The organism is Fibrobacter sp. UWT3 (assembly GCF_900230125.1).
In the GTDB taxonomy this organism is placed as follows: Bacteria; Fibrobacterota; Fibrobacteria; order Fibrobacterales; family Fibrobacteraceae; genus Fibrobacter.
In genome coordinates, this window is sequence record NZ_OCSS01000001.1 from 386,454 (window position 1) to 404,995 (window position 18,542).

At 56.5% G+C, this 18,542-nt stretch carries 13 protein-coding genes and 1 tRNA gene; 6 read left to right on the plus strand and 8 right to left on the minus strand.

Translation table 11 applies throughout. The features are described from left to right. Positions 1 to 71: 71 nt before the first annotated feature. The 4 genes from CRO08_RS01510 to CRO08_RS01525 all read right to left on the minus strand — a co-directional run bounded on the left by CRO08_RS01510 (position 72) and on the right by CRO08_RS01525 (position 7,074). Entirely contained in the window at positions 72 to 1,004 is a 933-nt protein-coding gene (locus CRO08_RS01510) for a magnesium transporter CorA family protein (protein ID WP_097034777.1), read from the minus strand. Positions 1,005 to 1,083: 79 nt separating this feature from the next. Next, positions 1,084 to 3,726 (minus strand): protein translocase subunit SecD, encoded by a 2,643-nt coding sequence (secD, locus tag CRO08_RS01515; RefSeq protein ID WP_097034778.1) that lies wholly within the window; start codon positions 3,724 to 3,726, stop codon positions 1,084 to 1,086. Between the two features lie 101 nt (positions 3,727 to 3,827). Next, on the minus strand, positions 3,828 to 5,087 hold the full coding sequence (locus CRO08_RS01520) for a glycoside hydrolase family 13 protein (RefSeq protein ID WP_097034779.1): 1,260 nt from the start codon (positions 5,085 to 5,087) through the stop codon (positions 3,828 to 3,830). 13 nt (positions 5,088 to 5,100) lie between these two features. Next, on the minus strand, positions 5,101 to 7,074 hold the full coding sequence (locus CRO08_RS01525) for a 4-alpha-glucanotransferase (RefSeq protein WP_097034780.1): 1,974 nt from the start codon (positions 7,072 to 7,074) through the stop codon (positions 5,101 to 5,103). Positions 7,075 to 7,134: 60 nt separating this feature from the next. Between CRO08_RS01525 and CRO08_RS01530 the strand changes: the two genes are divergently transcribed. The 5 genes from CRO08_RS01530 to CRO08_RS01550 all read left to right on the plus strand — a co-directional run bounded on the left by CRO08_RS01530 (position 7,135) and on the right by CRO08_RS01550 (position 10,647). Then, positions 7,135 to 7,635, plus strand: coding sequence for a hypothetical protein (locus tag CRO08_RS01530; RefSeq protein WP_097034781.1), 501 nt, complete (start codon positions 7,135 to 7,137; stop codon positions 7,633 to 7,635). A gap of 1 nt (position 7,636) precedes the next feature. Further along, entirely contained in the window at positions 7,637 to 8,368 is a 732-nt protein-coding gene (locus CRO08_RS01535) for a hypothetical protein (protein ID WP_097034782.1), read from the plus strand. Continuing rightward, the gene (locus CRO08_RS01540) at positions 8,352 to 9,116 is read left to right on the plus strand and encodes a hypothetical protein (RefSeq protein ID WP_141398191.1); all 765 of its coding nucleotides are present in this window, start codon (positions 8,352 to 8,354) and stop codon (positions 9,114 to 9,116) included. The genes CRO08_RS01535 and CRO08_RS01540 overlap by 17 nt, the downstream gene beginning before the upstream one ends. Beyond that, positions 9,109 to 10,236 carry an AI-2E family transporter gene (locus CRO08_RS01545; RefSeq protein WP_097035685.1) on the plus strand — a complete coding sequence of 376 codons (1,128 nt, stop codon included), beginning with the start codon at positions 9,109 to 9,111 and terminating at the stop codon, positions 10,234 to 10,236. Before CRO08_RS01540 ends, CRO08_RS01545 begins: the two co-directional genes overlap by 8 nt. Positions 10,237 to 10,347: 111 nt before the next feature. Continuing rightward, on the plus strand, positions 10,348 to 10,647 hold the full coding sequence (locus tag CRO08_RS01550) for an HU family DNA-binding protein (RefSeq protein WP_072813260.1): 300 nt from the start codon (positions 10,348 to 10,350) through the stop codon (positions 10,645 to 10,647). Between the two features lie 181 nt (positions 10,648 to 10,828). Here CRO08_RS01550 and CRO08_RS01555 read toward each other — a convergent pair. From CRO08_RS01555 to CRO08_RS01570, 4 genes are all read right to left on the minus strand, one after another. Then, positions 10,829 to 10,902 (minus strand) — tRNA-Val (locus CRO08_RS01555). A 71-nt stretch (positions 10,903 to 10,973) separates the two neighbouring features. Then, positions 10,974 to 11,489 (minus strand): hypothetical protein, encoded by a 516-nt coding sequence (locus CRO08_RS01560; RefSeq protein WP_141398192.1) that lies wholly within the window; start codon positions 11,487 to 11,489, stop codon positions 10,974 to 10,976. 7 nt (positions 11,490 to 11,496) lie between these two features. Beyond that, complete coding sequence (locus CRO08_RS01565; RefSeq protein WP_097034785.1) at positions 11,497 to 11,943, minus strand: hypothetical protein; 447 nt, start codon at positions 11,941 to 11,943, stop codon at positions 11,497 to 11,499. Positions 11,944 to 11,968: 25 nt separating this feature from the next. Then, complete coding sequence (locus CRO08_RS01570) at positions 11,969 to 17,239, minus strand: hypothetical protein (RefSeq protein WP_141398193.1); 5,271 nt, start codon at positions 17,237 to 17,239, stop codon at positions 11,969 to 11,971. Positions 17,240 to 17,379: 140 nt separating this feature from the next. Here CRO08_RS01570 and CRO08_RS01575 point away from each other — a divergent pair, with 140 nt between their 5' ends. Further along, positions 17,380 to 18,348, plus strand: coding sequence for an A24 family peptidase (locus tag CRO08_RS01575; protein ID WP_097034787.1), 969 nt, complete (start codon positions 17,380 to 17,382; stop codon positions 18,346 to 18,348). The last annotated feature ends 194 nt before the right edge of the window (positions 18,349 to 18,542 follow it).

The window sequence follows — 18,542 nt, forward strand, 5'->3', positions numbered from 1 at the left end:
CTGCAGTGCGACTGCGGGGAACTAAACAGGATCCTTCGACTCGCTGCGCTCGCTCAGGATGACACTGCGTGTCATTTCCTGCGCATCCAGAAGGCGAGGAACACAATCACAGAAAGGATACAGACGGCGATGATGCCCCAGAAGGCTATGCCCGAGCCGGTGAGCGCGTCGCCGTTCATGCCGAAGGGCAACTTTACGTTCATTCCGAACAAACTAGCGAAGAACGTCGGGAGCGATATCGAGATCGTCACGATGGTCAAGTTCTTCATCAGCTGGTTCACGTTGTTGTTGATGACGCTTGCGCGCGCATCCATCATGGATGTCAAGATGTTTGCGTAGATGTTTGCCTGTTGCAGGCTCTGTCCGTTCTCAATCTGGATATCTTCAAGCAGTTCGCGTTCGGCCTCGGTCCAGTTGAGGCTGCGGCCCATCTGGAGTTTCTTCAGGAGCGTGTCGTTGCTGTTGAGTGCGCTCACGTAGTAAATCAAGCCCTTGTTCAGGCTGAACATGCTGAGCAGGTACTTGTTTTCCATCGAGGTGTTGAGGCGCAGTTCCAAGTCGTCGTTGATGCGGTTGATAATGCGCAAGTGTTCGTTAAAGTGAGATATCGCGAAACTCAGTACGCGGAGCACGAAGGTGTTGAGGCTGTCGATTTTCGAGAAGCGGCGTTCGTCCATCACGGGGATGTCGCTGTCGGTCAGGAGCAACACCCAGTCCTTGAAGATGAATATGCCGAAGGATTCCACGCGGAACTGGAAATTGTCCTCGGCGGAATAGTTCTTCGGCTTCTTGAACACGATGGTCGTGAAGTCGTCGTCGTACTCGATACGGGAAAGCTCGTCGGAGTCGAATGCGGAGGCGATGGTATGCTCGGTTATCTCGTATTCCTTGACCAGGACGCTGCGCTGTTCCTGGCTGAGGGAGCCCATGATGACGATGTCAGCCGCATCTTCGTTCGGGGCGCCAACAATGCGGCCCGATTCGATTTTGAAATACTTGAGCATACCGCCCCCTTTGATCGAACGCGGGTAAATATAGAAAAGCCCCGGCAGGGCCGGGGCTTTTCTCAACATTTTAATTTGATTACACGCCCTTCTTGAAGCGGTTGGACCACCACAGAACGATCGGAGAGCAGATGCACACGGAGGAGTAGGTACCGATGAGGATACCGAAGCACTGCACGAGGCCGAAGTCGCGGATGGAGGAACCGCCCATCACGGCGAGGATCACGCACACGAACAAGGTCGTGAGGGAGGTCACCATGGTACGGCTGAAGCACTGGTTCATGGAGCGGTTGATGGTTTCGCCGAAGTTCGCGGAACCGTAGACGCTCGTGTTTTCACGGATACGGTCGAAGTTCACGATGGTGTCGTTCACGGAGTAACCAATCATTGTCAGGAGCGATGCGATGAGGGCGCCGTCGAAGGAGAGGCTGAATGCCGAGATGAAGCCGAGCGTGATGATGGTATCGTGCACGAGGCCGAGCACTGCGGCCACGCCGAAGCCAAGACCGAACTTGCCGAAACGGAACCACACGTAGAGCAGGATTCCGAGCCAGGCGAGGATTACGGACAAGATAGCATTGAAGCGGAGCTCAGCACCGATGGTCGGACCCACGGTGTCCTTGGCGACGATTTTGCACTTCTGGCCGGCGTTGTCGAAGGCCTTCTGCATGGTGGCTTCGAAGTTAGCGTCGTCGGTACGGAGGCTCACCTGGTAGGAGTTCGCGGAAGTACCGCCCAGCGAGCGGACCTTCGTGCCGGAGATGCCTGCCGCGGAGAGGGCCTTGTTCAGGTCGGTCTCGTGCTTGGCGTCGTCCTGGTACTGGATGGTGTAGACCTGGCCGCCGGTGAAGTCGATGCTGAAGTCGAACCCCTTGATGGCGATGCATGCGATACTTGCGACAATCAGGATTGCAGAAATCATGCCGAACTTGCGACGGTTCGGGATAATCTGGAGGTTCGCCTCGTTGATGGCCTTGATGCCGTTACCGATGGAGAGCGTGGTGGCGTCGCGCTTGGCGAGCTTCCAGTCGAGCACTGCACGGGTCACGGTGATGGCGCAGAAGAGCGAGGTGAGGATACCGATGGTAAGCGTAAGACCGAAACCCTTCACGGAGCCGGTACCAATCTTGTAGAGGATAAGGCCGGTAAGCACGGTGGTGAGGTTGGAGTCGAGAATCGCGGTAAATGCACGTTCGTAACCCTTCGCCACGGCAGCGCGGGCGGTAAGGCCGTTCTTGAGTTCTTCACGGATGCGTTCGTAGATAATCACGTTCGCGTCGAGAGACATACCCACGACGAGGATGAAGCCTGCGATACCGGGGAGCGTGAGGGTCGCGTTGAAGAGCGACATCACGGCGGCGGTCACGAGCGTGTTGATAATCATACCGAGGCTCGCGATGAAACCACCGAGGCGGTAGTAGGCCACCATGAAGAGCAAGCAGATGATGAGACCGATGGCGCCGGAACCGAAGCCCTGGGAGATGTTCTCTTCACCGAGGGTGGCACCCACGCTGCGGCTTTCGATAATCTTCATCGGGGCCTTGAGGGCGCCCGCGCGGAGCACGACGGCGAGGCGGTTGGCTTCGGCCATGTCGTCGAGGCCGGTAATCTGGGCGTCGCCGTTCGGGATGCGGTCCTTGATGACCGGGGCGCTAATGACCTGGTTGTCGAGGACGATAGCCATCTGCTTGTTGATGTTCGCGGCCGTAACGGCGGAGAACTTCTTGGGGCCGATGCCGCCGAAGCGGAGTTTCACTGCCACTTCACCGGCGCTCACACCGTCAGCAACACGTTCCGGGCGGGCGTCTACGATGTCGTCGCCACCCATTTCTGCACGGCGCTTGAGGAGGTAGAGGCGCTTGGCCTTGACCGGGGAATCGCGGTTAATCTTTTCGAGGCCGCTACCGAAGGCAAAGGCGACGTCACGCGGGATGAGTTTCTTGACGCCTTCGAGCTCGAGGATCTTCTTGACCTTCTCGATGTTCTCTTCGGCGATGAACCCGCCGTTGCCGAACTGGAGGTAGTAATCGCTGAAAGCCTTGCCGACCTCGGATGCCGGTACGGTTTCGGCGGCGGAGTCAGAAACGGTGGAATCTTCAGCCTTTGCCGTCTGGACGGAACCGCCGAGCAGTTCTTCGTCGGAGAGGGCCTTGGCGGTATCCTTGGCAGAATCGACCTTGGCGACCGTAGAATCCGCGGCGGCGGAGTCGGCAACCGTAGAATCGCTGGCCACGTCGGTGGTCTGGCGGGTCAGATACTGGTTCAGGAGCGTCGTTACCGTGTTGAACTTTTCCGCCTCGGCGAGAATCTTGAATTCAAGCTTTGCGGTGGAACCCACGAGGGCCTTTGCGGTAGAATCGTCTACGCCGGCAAGTTCGACCAGGATGCGGTCGTCGCCGGAGGGCGAAATCTGCGGTTCGGAAAGGCCGTACTGGTCAACGCGGTTACGAATGATTTCGAGGGACTGCTTCTGGATGTCCTGGATATCGTCGTCTTCCTTGAGACCGGACTTGTCGATCTGGAGCGTAATGCTCGTACCGCCGGCGAGGTCGAGGCCGAAATTGATGGACCTGGAAGAAAGTTTCGGATTTTCCTTGAGGAAGGCCTTCTTTTCGTCACCCTTCTTGGAGTGAACCTGAATAGAGGGCCAAACCGTGTAGGCCGAGAGTGCAATGACGAGGAGAATAAAGAATTCTCGCATGCCGAATTTATGTTTGTTCATCTGTAATCCCTTAATAAGGCATTAATACGCATTTAGTTGCGGGTCAAAGATAGAATTTTTGTGGTTGGCAGTTGGCGGTTTGGTGCCAGGTTTGGGCTTTTTTACTGGATTTCAAAAGCCGGTTCGGCGCCCGCGAATGAGACGGCTAGCGCCATCTTCTTTTTGCCGAGGGTGCGCGTGACGCTAAAACCCGCCCCGTCGCTCTCGATTTCCACCTTCCCGTCGCGGAGTACGGGGTTTTCGTGGCGCATGCGGGTGAGTTCGCGGATAAACTTGTAGATGGGCAGCGCCTTGCGGGCCTTCAGCTGGTCCCACGGGAATGTTCGCCTGCAGTCGGGGTCCTTGCCGCCTTCCATGCCGATTTCGTCGCCGTAGTAGATGCAGGGGGCTCCGGGCATAAAGAACAGCAGGGCGAGCGCGAGCCTTATGCGTTCGGGGCTCGTGCGGGGTTGCGATGCGATGCGGGTGGTGTCGTGGCTCCCGAGCAGGTTCATCGGGGTGCCGAAGCGGTTCTCGGGGAACGCGCTGCGCACCTTCTCGCAGAATTCCCCTGTGGAAATGGGATTCTCGTCGAAGAGGTACTGCATTACCGCCTTGCGGAACGGGTAGTTCATGACGCCGTCGAACTGGTCGCCTTTGAGCCAGCGCTCGGGATTGTCCCAGATTTCGCCCACGATGTAGGCTTCGGGGTTTATCGCCTTCACGCGCCTACGGAATTCCTGCCAAAAACTATCGTCGTCGATTTCGTTCGGCACGTCGAGCCGCCAGCCGTCTATGCCGCGCTTTGCCCAGTATTCGGCGACGCTGAACAGGTATTCGCGCACGTCCGCGCAGTCCGTATTGAATTTCGGGAGGGCGGGGTAGTTCCACCAGCATTCGTAATTCGGCTTGCCCGAGTAGGCGTGTATGGGCCAGCTGTGCACGTGGAACCAGTCGACGTAGGGGGAATCTTCCCCGAGTTCCATGAGGCTGTTGAACTGGAAGAACCCGCGGGAGCAATGGTTGAACACTCCGTCTAGGATGACGCGGAGCCCGAGGGCGTGCGCCTTCTTTACAAGGTTGTCGAAATCCTTGAGCGTGCCGAGGACCGGGTCTATCTCGAAGTAGTCCACCGTATGGTAGCGGTGGTTCGAATTGCTCTTGAAAATCGGGCACAGGTAAATCGCCGTCGCGCCGAGATCTGCGATGTACTTTAGTTTGTCGGTAATGCCCGCAAGGTTCCCGCCGAACATGTTCGTGCGTGTGGGCTTGCTTTCCCATTGCACGAACTTGCCTACGGCACTGTATTTGGGGCTACGACAGAACCTATCAGGGAAAATCTGATAGAAGATAGCGTCTTTGACCCAGGCAGGAGCGTTCATGGGCGGCGCGGGATTAGATCTTCCACATGGGGCGGCGCCTGCGGGTGTCGACCAGCTTGCGGATTTCGGAATTGAGCGAGTTGTTCGACTCGAGTTCCTCGACGGTTACGGGAATCCTGTACGTCCAGTTCTTGCCGCCGACGGTACCCGGGATGTTCACGCGTTCCTCTTCGGCGGGCACTTCGGAAAGTGTCGAGGAAAGCGCGAAGTAGTCCTGTACGGGCAAAATGCAGAACAGGCTGTTCGAGGAGAACACGTGCGCGAGGATGTCGCGGACCACCGGCGGGGTGAGGGTCTCGGGCGCGGTGCCGGAAAGCTGCGCGTGCGACCAGTAGAGGTCGCGGTCAAAATCGGGCTCCGTCCAGAGCCCGCGCAGGCTCGAGGTATCGTGGCAGCTCGTGGTGCACACGGAGAGGCGCGGGTATTCCGCCATGTCGTAGTACGGGCTGTACGGTGCATCCCAGTTGCGGGCCCAGCGTTCAATACGCAGCGAAAGGATGTTGAGTTTCTTGAGCACCACCGGAACGCAGTGCGGTACGGCACCGAGGTCTTCGGCGCATACGAGCATGTCGGTCTCGTTTGCGAGTACGGAGAGCAGCTTGGTGGCGTTCTGTTCCCACAGGCCTTCCTGCGCGGCTTCGTTCTCGTGTATGAGCCGCTTGAGGGTTTCCTGCTCGTTCTGCGGGAGCGTGGCGAGCACGGGCTGGTTGTACCAGTACCAGAACGGGTAGAACGTATTCTCGTCGCCCGCCGGGATAAATATGCGGTTCCAGTAGACCTTCAGGAGGGCGTCCTTCACGTTCTGCGGTTCGTCGAGGCTGGTAATCGCGCGCTCGTTGTAGAATTCCGGCTTGAACACGAAGCGGGTCGCCTCGTTCGGGAGGCTCTCGAAGTAGACGGAGATGATGTTCTCGGTCTCGTCGCCCAGGAATTCGCGCAGCTGGTCTACGGAGTAGTTCGGGCGGCGCAGGTACTCGAGGGTCTCGCGGCTGAAGCCCGCGCTGTGGAGCAGATCCCAGGTAAGCGGGATGCACGGGTTGAAACGCCCGAGAATTCCGGTGACTTCGCGCTGCGGAATCGACCAGATGCGGAAGAATCCGAGCACGTGGTCAATGCGGTAGGCGTGGTAGAACTTGCTTGCCTGCGCGAGGCGGTCTTTCCACCAGCGGAATCCGTCCTTCTCGAGCACGTCCCAGCGGTAGGTGGGGAATCCCCAGTTCTGCCCGCTGTAGCTGAACATGTCGGGGGGTGCGCCCGCGCGGTCGTCGAGCGAGAAGTAGTTGCGGTTGGCCCACACGTCGGCGCTGTCCTCGTTGATGAGGATAGGAATGTCGCCCTTGATGTGGATGCCGAGCTTCGAGATTTCGTTTACCGCGGCGGTAAACTGCATTTCGGCGATAAACTGCATCCATGCCTGGTAGAGCATTTCCTTCTGGTTCTTGCTCCAGAGTTTCTCGATGTCTTCGGAGGTCGGGTTCTGGTATTTTTTCCAGTCCTTCCAGCTCGATTCGTTGTTCTGCGCCTTGAGCATGGCATACGCGCAGTAGCCCTTTGCCCAGGCGTTCGCGTCAATCCACTTCTGGAGTTCCTTGTCCTTTTTCAGCTGGTCGTAGCGGTTGTTGAAAATCTTCTTGAGGATGTTGCGCTTCCAGGTAGAAATCTTGTAGTAGTCTATCCGTTCCTGGTTGTCGAATTCGTCTTTCGCCTGCTCGATTTCGTCTTCGAACTCGCTGGAGCCGCTCACCGCCTGTATGTTGATGAACACGGGGTTCAGGGCGAACGCGCTGCGTGCGCTGTAGGGGCTAGCCTCCGCTCCGGTATCGTTTACCGGCAAAAGCTGGATAATGTTGAAATCGCACAGTTTGCACCACTTGGCAAACGGGATAAGGTCAAGATATTCGCCGATGCCGACCCCGGACTTGCTGCGAAGGCTAAACAGGGGGATGGCAACGCCACTCTGGAATGTAGAAATGTCACCGTAACGCATGCGATAAATATAAATATTAGTTGCGGGCGGTTATGCTACATATTTGCTATATTCCCTTACATGAGTAATTGTCCGTTTTGCAAAACAGAGGTGGTGGCGTCGAAGATAGGCCATCTGGACCTGCGCATTTGCCCCAAGTGCTTCTCGACGTTTTTCCCGTGCGACCAGACGATGGCGCTGCGTGGCGACATTCCCGACCGTTCCCGCGAGATGTGGTATAATGCCCTCAAGGCAAAAAACGCGCCCGATCCCGACATGGCTGGGGCCTGCTGCATAGACCACGGCGAGCCTCTTGTGGACGGCAATATTCCCGACTACGGGATTCCCGGCAAGGTGACGACCTGTTGCAAGATGTTCCACCTGCCGCCCTCGCAGATGCTTGCGATTCTGAAGCGTACGCTGGATTCGCCGTTCCAGAAACCGAGCAGCGGGAAGCATCATTTCTTCTTTATCCGTGCAATCGATGCGCTGGTAAACAAGTGGTTTGGAGAAAAAATGCCCGAGGTCGACCCCTTGGACGAGATACAGTACAACCTCCACCTGAAGAAGATATTCGAATAAGATGAAAAAGACATACGCGCTTCTTGCGCTTATCGCTATTGCGATACTTGTCGCCTACGCATTGCTCCCTGATCGTTCGTTCAAGGAAGACCTGTTGCCCGTGCCCGAGGGCGTAACGCTCGATGGTTATGACGACCGCTCCGATGGAGGGGCGTCGGAAGCGAGCCTCAGTGTGAATGGCGGTGAAGCCGAATTCTCGTGCATGCTCGGGGCCGACTCCGTGAAGTTCGCGTGGTGCGGGCTCCTGTGGAACCTTGACTCGCAGGGCGAAGAGAATTACCGGAACTGGACCTTCGTGGACACTGTTTTCGTGGACGTGGAGGCCCGGGGCATAAGCGAAGTCATCGTGAAGGTGTGGACGTTCGACCCGGACGTGACCGACATCGGGAAGCCCGCGACGTTCAAGCTTTTGCTGAAGGAAGTCCCCGTGAAGGAGGGCAGGCAGCGCGTGGCCGTCCCGATGGAAGAGTTCTATACGCCCGATTTCTGGTACGAGACCGCCCAGGTGTCGAAGGAATACAACAAGCGCCACCAGGAAACGGTCGCGCGCGTCGAGATTGTGCCGGGCTGGAATCACCCCCGCGGGAAAAAATTTACCCTCAAGTTGTATGAAGTTTCTTTCTGGGGGATAAGCAACCTGTACTTCGGCATAGTGCTTGTCTCGTTTATCTTGCTGACTATTGCTGCCGTGGGACTTCGCCACAAGACGGGGAACGATGAATCTAAGAAGTAAGGTTGTCTTACTTGTGGTTTTTCTGGTAGCGCTCGGAGTGTGGGCGTGGGCTTTCGGCGCATTCCGACAGATGGGGTGCACGTTCTTCCCCTATGGAGCGTATCCGCTCTATCCGCTCGACGACTCCGCCTTCGGCGGCACCTCCACCTGCGATGTGGTCGCGGGCGATTCGCTGCTCGGCGTAAACATTAACGTGCGCTCGGGTGTCGCGTACCCGGCGGTGGGTGTCGGGTTCAACCTCAATTCGGTGAACAGCCGTCCCGTAGGCCATTTCGACTTTTCGCGGTTCGATTCCATGGAAGTCGTGTTCGCTACAAAGTATATGCGTTCCGTTACGGTGCGTATCCTGACGGACGACCCGGTATATACCAAGGAAGGCTTCCGCGAAACCTTGCGCCCCGTGGTCATGAGCGTCCCGGCTTCGCGTTCATTTACCAGCGAGCGCTTTGCAATAAACAAGTTCAGGACCGCCGTGTGGTGGATTTCGGCCATGGGCATGGAAGAGGATGATGGCCGCACGTACCTGCACCGCGCGCTTTCGCTCGAGGTGGTGAACGGCGACGGGGTAATGCGCGGGATTCCCGACGAAATCGAGGTGAAGTCGGTTCGTGCGTGGGGAATCGACCGGAATTTTGAACGTGCCATGTTTATTGTGCTTGCCCTGATGGTTGCCGTATTCGTGGTTCTTGAACTGAAATTTTTCGGGGTGATTGGACGCCCCGCGAAAAATGGGAGGAAAGATGTCTAAGCACTGGACGCTCGATCGCGTTATGCGGTTTATATTGTGGACGGTCGGTCTCGGGATTTCGCTTGCGTTCGTGTACTACCTGCGCGGAGTGCTGTTCCCGTTCTTTGCCGCGTTCCTTATCGCCTACATTGTCGACCCGATTGTGAACAAGCTGCAGACGCTGGTAAAAAAGCGCGTGATTGCCGTTATTATCGTGCTGCTTGCGTTTGCTCTGATACTTTTCGGCGTAGGCAAGTTGTTTATTCCACAAATCGTGCACGAAGTCCAGACACTAGGCGTGTTGATTGCAAGGATGTTCACCGACTCCGAATGGTCTTCACGACTGAACGAGTTCCTGCCCGCCAACCTGTGGGAAACGGTCCGCGAGATGGTTTCTTGGGACAAACTAGCGGCCGCCATGCAGCACATGGATTTCTGGAGCGAAGTGCAGAATATCGCCTCGAAGGTGTTGCCCGGCGCGTGGGGCGTGCTCTCGTACACGGGTACGGTTGCCGTGTGGTTCTCGAGTGTTGCGATTATCTTCATGTATCTCGTATTCATCATGCTCGACATGCACAAGATTCGTAACGGCATCCTGAATGCGTTCCCGGTGCGTTTTCGCCGTAAGGCTAGTTTATTTGCAATGGATACAGACAAATTCATGGGTAACTACTTCCGAGCTCAGGCGCTGGTTGCACTTATCGTCGGAATCCTTTACGCCATTGGCTTTGGCGTGATGGGACTGCCTATGGGGGTCGCGTTCGGGCTTTTCTCCGGAGCGCTCAACATGATACCGTACATGCAGCTCACGACCATCCCGCTCGCACTACTACTGGCGGTCGTCCACGCTCTCAACACCGGACTGCCGTTCTGGGAAGTCGCGCTCATCATCGGCTCCATCTACCTGGTGGTGCAGGTTATCGAGGATTTTTTCCTTGTGCCGCGCATTGTCGGAGGCTCCATGGACCTGCCTCCGGTGGGCATTCTCCTGTCGCTTTCTATATGGGGTAAGTTGTTGGGCTTCTTAGGTTTACTTGTTGCCATACCCTTCACCTGCATATGCCTGGTGTACCTCAAGAGGTTCCACGAACACGCTGCCGAAGTAGAGTCTACGGAGGTCGGACCACCGCCCGAGGCTTGATTTTAAAGGGTTCAGAAAAAGACACTTTTTTTAAAAAAAGTATTCCACATGCTTAAAAAAAAGGTATAATATCACCATACAATTAATCTCAACAACTCAAGGAGTTAAAAAATGAACAAACAAGAACTCATCGACGCCATCCTCGCCAACAAGGAAGCTGGTATTGAATCCAAGGCTGCTGCTGCTCGCGCTCTCGACGCTGTGCTCGACGGCATCGCCGCTGGCATCAAGAAGGACGGCAACGTCCAGCTGATCGGCTTCGGCACTTTCGCTGTCAAGGCTCGCGCTGCCCGTACCGGCCGCAACCCGCAGACTGGCGCCACCATCAAGATCAAGGCCTCCAAGACCGTCGGCTTCAAGGCCGGTGCTGCTCTCAAGGCTGACGCTGCCAAGAGCAAGGCTAAGAAGTAATCTTAGTTTGCCTTAAAAGCAATTCAAGGGACCGCTCTCCGAGCGGTTTCTTTTTTTTTGAGATTAGGGAGTGCGAAGCTCTCCCTAGTCGTAAACGTACCGCAGGTGCCCACGCAAATAATCCGCGCAGATCTTTAACCTCATCACAAAAAAAGACCCTGCATTGCAGGGCCTTTTGCAGTGGTCGATACAGAACTCGAATCTGTGACCTCCACCATGTCAAGGTGGCGCTCTAACCAACTGAGCTAATCGACCATTAAGGTAGCCCAATAGTAGAAACTTGTACCCGTTTTGTCAAGGGGCGATTTTACCCCTTTTTCGGGGGTCTAGCGGTATTCTTCGGGTATCCAGTAGCGGAATCGGCCGGTGATTTTCAACTTGGGGAGCGTGTCGATGCAGTGACCGTTCCGGCAGTCCGCTGTGTAGAGTTCCAGGTCGGCGGTCCAGGTGGAATCGTCCTTCTGGTCAATGTGCACGGTGCTGTTTTCGGCGAAAATGCGGCCCTGCTCGGAAAATTCCATGCTAAACCACGAATATTCCTGCACGGGAGCGTTGTTGCCCAACTTGGGGTTGTTCACCATGAAGGCAATCTGGTCCCCGCGACCGCTTTCCTCGAGTTGCGTCTTTACGTACAGGTAATGGTGGCTGTTTCGGATAAAGGGTATTTCCACATCGTCCGGACCGAGCTCGATGGTGTGGCTCTCGCCGTCATTTACTTTGTACTTAATGTAGCCTCCGCCCTTCACCTCCCAGCTGTCGTTTATACCGCTGCAGGCAAGGAGCGTGAACGCCCCCGCCATCAGGGAAAATGCCGCTAGCCGTGAACGGATTTGCGGGTGCATCGCCTGCCTAGTTCCTCACCTCGCCATCGGCGGGCGGGTTGGCCTGCTTTGCGCGCGGGTCCTCGAGAATGTAGAGCGGCAGGAATATGAGTTCCTCGTCGTCGACGATGAGCCGCACGATGTACTTGTCGGGGCGGGTAATCTGCAGGCGCTGCATGTTGAGCACCAGGTTGATTGCCGCGGTATCGAGCCCGGTGGCGACCGGCTCGAAGGGAATGTTCGATTCCATTACCGGCACGATGGGGTGCCCGCAAACATCTTCGATGGAAAGCGCCAATTTGTGCGTGCCCGTTTCGGAACGCAGGTAGCGGATGCGGAAGGCCGCCGCGCACTGCGGAATCACGAAGGGGAACTTTGCGGGGAACACCCTGTCGAATGCGCCCAGTATATTGAGCCTTCCGCCAATGCCGTTCGCGGTGGCCGCATCACAAATCGCTGCAATTTCGATATTCATTAAAATCTCCGATATTTAAATGTTTCTAGTGAACCGTCCAGGAATCTGCCACGTACTTCATGACGATGGGCCCGAAGTTCTTACCGCTGCCGCCCGCATTTTCCCAGGCGAGCATCGAGATGTACACGCCTCCGTTGCCTGCGACTGCGATACTCGGGACAAAGCCTCTCAGGTAGTAGTTATTGTTGTTGTAGAACACGGCCTTGAAGTACGGGAGCTCGTTTTCGCCCATGAGTTTCCAGGTGTTCCCTTCGAGCTTGAACACGTGGCTCTGCGCGAGCGAGGGCTTGCCCTTGTCGTCGACGATGGCATAGAGCTTGCCGTCGAAGGTGGTGATGCTGATGTGGTAGGCGAGCAGGCCTTCGTGGATGGATGCCCCATATACACCCGACTTGTTCCAGTCAATGGAATTGGTGCTCGCGCTGCCCTTGTACACGTACGGGCCGTACTTCTCGGTATCGCGGTTCAGGAATCCCATGTAGAGCGTGTTGCCCGAAACGGCGAGGTTCACGCCATTTACGTTGCTCGAAATTTCGGAATCCTTTTTCTTCACGCTGTAGTCACTGCCGAACATCACGTAGTAAGCCTTGTAACTGGAGGTGGTGTCGACATAGATTGCTGTAAGCGCCCCGTTTTCCGTGAAGGCCGCTTGCAGTTCGCGGACCTTGATGGAGTTCCTGGTCGGGATGCTCACCTCGGTCCATGTGGTCCCGTTCCAGTGGCCGAATTTGGGTTGCTTGTTCTTCAGGATGTAGCTTACGACCGGACGGTCCGTTACACCGGGCTTGCATACAAGGCTCACGCTCGCCGCATCTTCGGTAACTGTGCTACCAACGCTGGCCCATGCGGACGTGCCGCTGGCGGACTTGTACACGTTGAGTTTGCCTGCGCTGGTGAGTACGGCGAGGTAGAGGTTGGAACCATCGCTTGCCATCTTGATTGCGGAAATGGAATCGGCTGCGGTAATCCCGCTTGTGCTGAGCGCATTCCAGGTAGAACCATCCAGGTATTTGGTCACGACGGTCGTGCTGTTCTTGAGGTAGGCGATGACGGGCTTGTTCCCTATGGTTTCGAGAACCGGTGGCGTCGTCATCTTGGTTGTCTCGAGCACGGTGTCGCTGGTGGCGAGGTTGCGCCATGCCTTGCGGAAGTATACCTTGCGGCAGACTTCTTCGGCGCGGTGCCTTGCGTAGAACGCCTGCGTCACGTATTCCGCGGAACTGTCTCGGTAGTCGAGGCAGATGGTCATGGAGTTCTCGCGGGTGCTGCGGATAAACGCGGAGTTGAACTCGAGCGTGCTGGTGTCGAGAGAACCGTCGCTGTTACCCTGGTAGTAGTTGCCGTCTACGTTACTGAAATTCCACCAGAAATCCTGCATGCTTGCGTTGCCGATGGTCCCGAGCGTGGAGTTCTGTCCGCCCCATTCGGAGGTGTAGAAGTAGTAGGGCTCGCCCTTGTCGAACGATTCGTCACCGCTCCACAGGTAAACGGTATCGGCCGCGGTAATCACGCCCACGGGCGATACCTTGATGATGTTGATGAAGGTCGTGTCGCTGAATTCAGCCTTGGTGCTCGATTCTTCGGCGGTGACCACGCAGTATATGTCCTTGCCGTCTATCGTGAAGTTGCCTTCGCGGTAGTCGTAGAAACTCGAACCGTTCGCGTAGTAGTCGTACTTGGTGACCTTCGACTCGAGAGTCTTCTTGGTAGCCTTGTCGAAGCATTCCCAGGTGAACCAGCTGATTCCCTGCCACACGTTGTTGACGGATGCGTTGAGCTCGAACTGTTCACCCGCGGTAATGAAGATTTCTTCGTCCTTCACGTTGATGATGGGCAGTTCGGTGGAGAAGTTGATGTTCATGGTGTCCATCGCGGTGTTGCCGTCGTTGTCGGTCGCACGGGCGATGCAGTAGAACGTGGCTACGGCGGCGGGTGCCTTCCAGACGGTATCGAACTGCGAGACGGTTTTCCAGCGGTTCGCGATTTCGGCGGGTGCGCCGCAGCTCCATTCGCGCTTCACGATTTCGCCCGGATAGTCGGGGTAGTCGTAGGCGGTCGCGTTCAGCACGATGTTGTAGCCTTCGCGCACGATTGCCGACTCGTTCGCGACAATGACCGTGGGCGGCGCCTGGATGATGTTGATAAGCGTGGTATCGCGGGCGGTGTTGCCGTCATCGTCGGTCACGCGGATAATGCAGCGGTAGTTATCCTGCGCCGTTGCGGGCATTACTGCAGAGAAACTGGGAGAGTTCGGGCTCGAGTAGGTGAACCCGATGCTGCTTGCCCCGGCAGAACCGCAGCCCCATTCGTATAGCGCGATTTCGCCGTAGCGGTCGTTCGCGATGGCGTCGAGCCTGATGGTATCCTTGATGGTGACGGTGTAGTTCCCGAGCACCTGGACTGTCGGCGGGTCCTGCAGCACGGTGAATGTCGCCGTATCGCGGGCCTTGTTGCCGTCGTCATCGGTTACCTGGATGGCACAGTACCACGTGCAGGCTTCGGGCGGCATGGTGACGGTAGGCGCGCTCGCCGAGATATCGGTCCAGTTGTTCTTCAGGTTGCTCTTGACGCTGTCACAGGCGAGCTCGTAGCCTACAAGCTGCCCGAGGGTATCGACCGCAACGAAACTGATTTGCGTCTGGTCCTTGATGGTGAGCGTCTTGTTCTTCTGGTTTATCGAGATGAACGGCAGGTCCTGAAGCACCCTGAAGGTAAGCGTGTCGCTTGCGGTTTCGCCGTCATCGTCGGTCACGCGGACTATGCAGCGGAAGTTGTTTGTCGCCGTGCCCGACATGAGGAGCTGTACCGGGACGTCGGTGATGCTCTTTGCGGGCGGGTCGATTTGCTTTTCCTCGTCGAAGGTGAACATGGTGCCGTTGGTGCAGCCCCAGTCAATCTTTGTGATGGTGCCGTACTTGTCGCTTGCGCTTACGGTAACGTCTGCGTAGGAATTGATCTTATGGCGGTCGTCGTTACTTTCCTGCTTTACGCGGATGGTGGGCGGGTCGGGGATTACGTTCACGAGGAGCGTGTCTTTCTTGTGTTCGGAATCGGCGTTGGTTATTTCGACAATCAGTTTTTTCTGGCCCGTAGTGCTCCAGGAAATTTTGCCTTCCGTCGAGTTGTCTGTCGGGCAGGGCGTCCCTTCGTTGCATACCCAAGTTAGGGTATATGTTAGGTTGCTGGCGTCGGTGTTGTTGCCGAATGCGAATAGGGTGTAACTGATCGAGTCGTTGATGGAAACGGACGTATCGTTCGTCGGCGATTCGAAGTAGACAATCGGGCCGTCGTCGAAGAATCCGAAACGGACCTTGTTTGTCTGGATGTTGTCGTCTGTCTTCGCGACCATCTCGTAGAATGTTCCCTGCTCGAAGCCTGAGGGCATCATCGACAGGTCTATCACGAGTGTTGCGGTGCTATCGGTCGGGTTCACCTCGCTGCGGAAGGTCGGGCCATTTTCGATGTTGCTCATCCAGTTCAGGGAATCCGGCATCGGGATGGCGTTCTCGACCTTTGCGGTGAACGTGATTGCCTGGGTGGAATTCACCATCTTCGATGTCTTGCCGTCGATGGAAAGCGTAATCAGCGATGCGTCTACACGGAAGTTCATTCTTGCGGTATCGGAAACGAGGCCCGCGCTGTCTTTCACGACCAGCTTGAATGCGTGGTTCCCGTCAAGGAGCCCGGTGTGGTTCCTGCTCCAGCTGTTGGTGGTGAAGTACGAGGGTTCGACCTCTTTGCCGTCGAGCCATGCCGTTGCGCTAGCCACCTGCGAACCGAAGTCGTAAAGCTTGAAGGCGAACTGGAAGTCGCGGACATTCAGCGTGTCTATCGGGTCGAATGTGATGATGGGTTTTGATGTGTCGCGGAGGACCAAGGTGTCGAGGAATACCGTGTCGTCGGGGAACACCTGGCGCTTTTTGAGCAGCGTGTCGGCGAAGCGGTAGCCCGAGGTGTCGGTCGCAAGGACGTTGTATATGCCCGGCTTAAGGTTGATGTCGTACACGCCCCTCTCGTTCGTGTGCGTGTAGAACTTGTTACCGAGGGTGTCTTCGGCAGTGATGCGGATGGTGGAGTGGCGTCCGGTCCATCCCTGGTACTTGGCGTAGCCCCAGATGTTGCCGTCGATATCCTCGAGGTTCGCGTTGCCGCTGGTCTCGCCCAGGTAGAACTTCCAGGGGCGTTCCTTGTCGCCGTCCTTGACGTGCTTTGCGTACACGGTGTCGTAGCCGTCGGTCACCCACACATCCCAGTAGATGATGCCCGCGAGGTTGACCTTGTTGCGAACGAGGGAATCCGGCGTAATTTCGATAATCTCGAAACTCTTCTCGACGATGTTTGCGGCGATGAGGCTTTCTTCGGGGTCGGTGAAGATGGGCGGGTTGCGGCCGTCGGGGCTCTTTGCCATGCGGATGAAGTAGCGCAGCGAACCCGGATTGTCCTTGTCTTCGGCGCGGTAGTAGAGCGCCTGGCGCTTCTTGTTGCTGAGTGAGGCGTTGTCGACCGGCTGCAGCATCTCGATGGTGGGGGGCTGGTTGAAGTGCAGGTACACGGTGTCGAGGGTCTCGTTGCCGTCGTCGTCGATGGCGATTACAAAGATGGTCTGGTTCCCGAGGGAATCCACGTCGCCTTCGACATAGGGAATGGTAATCGTGAGGCTGTCCGTGCCTTCAATCTTTTCGGCCTTCCAGACCTTCGCGGTGTCCTTGCCCTTCGCGTCGAGGTCTACCTTGAATTTCTCGATGGTGCCGCAGGTGTCGATGGCGCGTACGGTGAATGTGGCGGGCTTCTTGTGGCGTGCCCTTACGGTATCGCGCGGGACGTCGAGCAGGGGAGGCGTGTCGATGACGCGGATGTAGAGCGGCCGGCGGTGGATGCCGGCGGTATCGATGGCGTTGTTACCGTCTACGGCACGGAAGATGGGGAAGTACACGCCCGCGCTGTCGTAGGACCAGCTTTGCACGCGGGTGTTTTCGCTTGTGATGACGGAATCGCCAAAAATCCATTCGAATCGGTAGATCTTTTCGGCATAGAGCGGCAGGAATCCCATGAAGTAGACGGAATCGTTCACGGTGACGGTAATGGTATCGGCGATGGAATCGGCGGGCATGTCTGCGTGCCTGATGGAATCCGCGAAAGCCTCGGCGTTATCGAAGGGCTTGTCGAAAGCGAATACTATGGAATGATTGTTTCTGAGGCGGGGATTTTCCACGATGGAGGATTCTCTTGAACAGCCGTAGAGGACGGCGATGCATGCTGCTAGGGCAAGAATCAGACAAGAAATTCTCAAACGCATATAGGATTCCTTTTTTAAACACGAAATAACGGGGCGCTCGGGGGAGCGTCCTGCATTTTTAAATTTATCTTTTTAATTCGGAAAAACAAACACCCGACTTTGTTTATATATTCTAGTATGTACTGTTTTTGAGGTTTTTTATGCAGGAAATCCCCCTCTGGTACTGGCTTTTGGTGTTTTTTGCCCTCGGCGCGTGCGTCGGGAGTTTCTACAACGTGATTGTTTACCGCATGCCTCGCGGGATTTCGCTCATAAACCCGCCGAGCCACTGCCCGCTGTGCAAGAAGCATATCCCTATCCGTTACAACCTTCCTATCGTGGGGTGGCTATGGCTCCGCGGGAAGAGCGCCTGCTGCAAGCAACCCATCAGCGTGATTTACCCGATTGGGGAGGCGCTATGCGGTTTGCTGGGGGCAGTCGCGCTGTTTGCGGCTGTCGCGGTGGTGGGCGGCGTGCCCGTATCGGCCGCATTTTTCACGGCGCCGGTCACTGAGCCCGCGGTGTGGGCGTCGGCGCTCGCGATGTTCTGGTTGCTGCTCGGGGCCTACCCGGTTTGCGCGGTGGACTGCAAGTACAAGCTGATTCCCGATTCAATCTCGGTGGGCGGGATTGTTGCTGGCCTCCTGATTTCGATTATTCCCGGCGGTGTCACTCCGTTCCAGAGCCTGCTCGGGGCGGTTGTTGCGGGTGGCGGGCTCTACCTGGTGGGCTGGACTGCGACAAAGCTCCTGAAGAAGGATGCCATGGGGTTCGGCGACGTGAAGCTCCTTGCGGGTTATGGTGCCTTGATGGGCGTGACGGGCGCGGTTGAGACGCTGATTGTCGCCGCGATTCTCGGAATCGTCGTGATGGTGCCCTATGGCAAGATTGCCGCTCGTCGCAATGCCGCTGGTCAGGATGCCGCTGGCCAGGATGCCGCTGGCCAGGATGTCGCTGGTCAGGATGCTGCTGGTCAGGATGCCGCTGGCCAAGATGCCGCTGGTCAGGATGCCGCCGAGACCTCGGGCCAGATTCCCTTCGGGCCGTTCCTTGCGGTGGCCGCGCCGCTCATGTACCTGTGGGGCGAGCAGTTATTTAACTTGTATGTAGCGCTCGTTTTCGGGGAATAAGGCGATTTCACGGGATTTTGGGGATTAAAAGACCCTTTTGGGGTGCGTTTAATCCCCATTTTGTTAGTTTGTATGTTGGATTTTGCCTAGTAGGGGCGGAAAAAAGGGTGTTATCGTGAGGAAACACGCCCCGAAAAAGCCATTTTTTGCTTTCTTCTATGAAAATCGTTTAGTTTGTTCTGAAAATTGGGGAT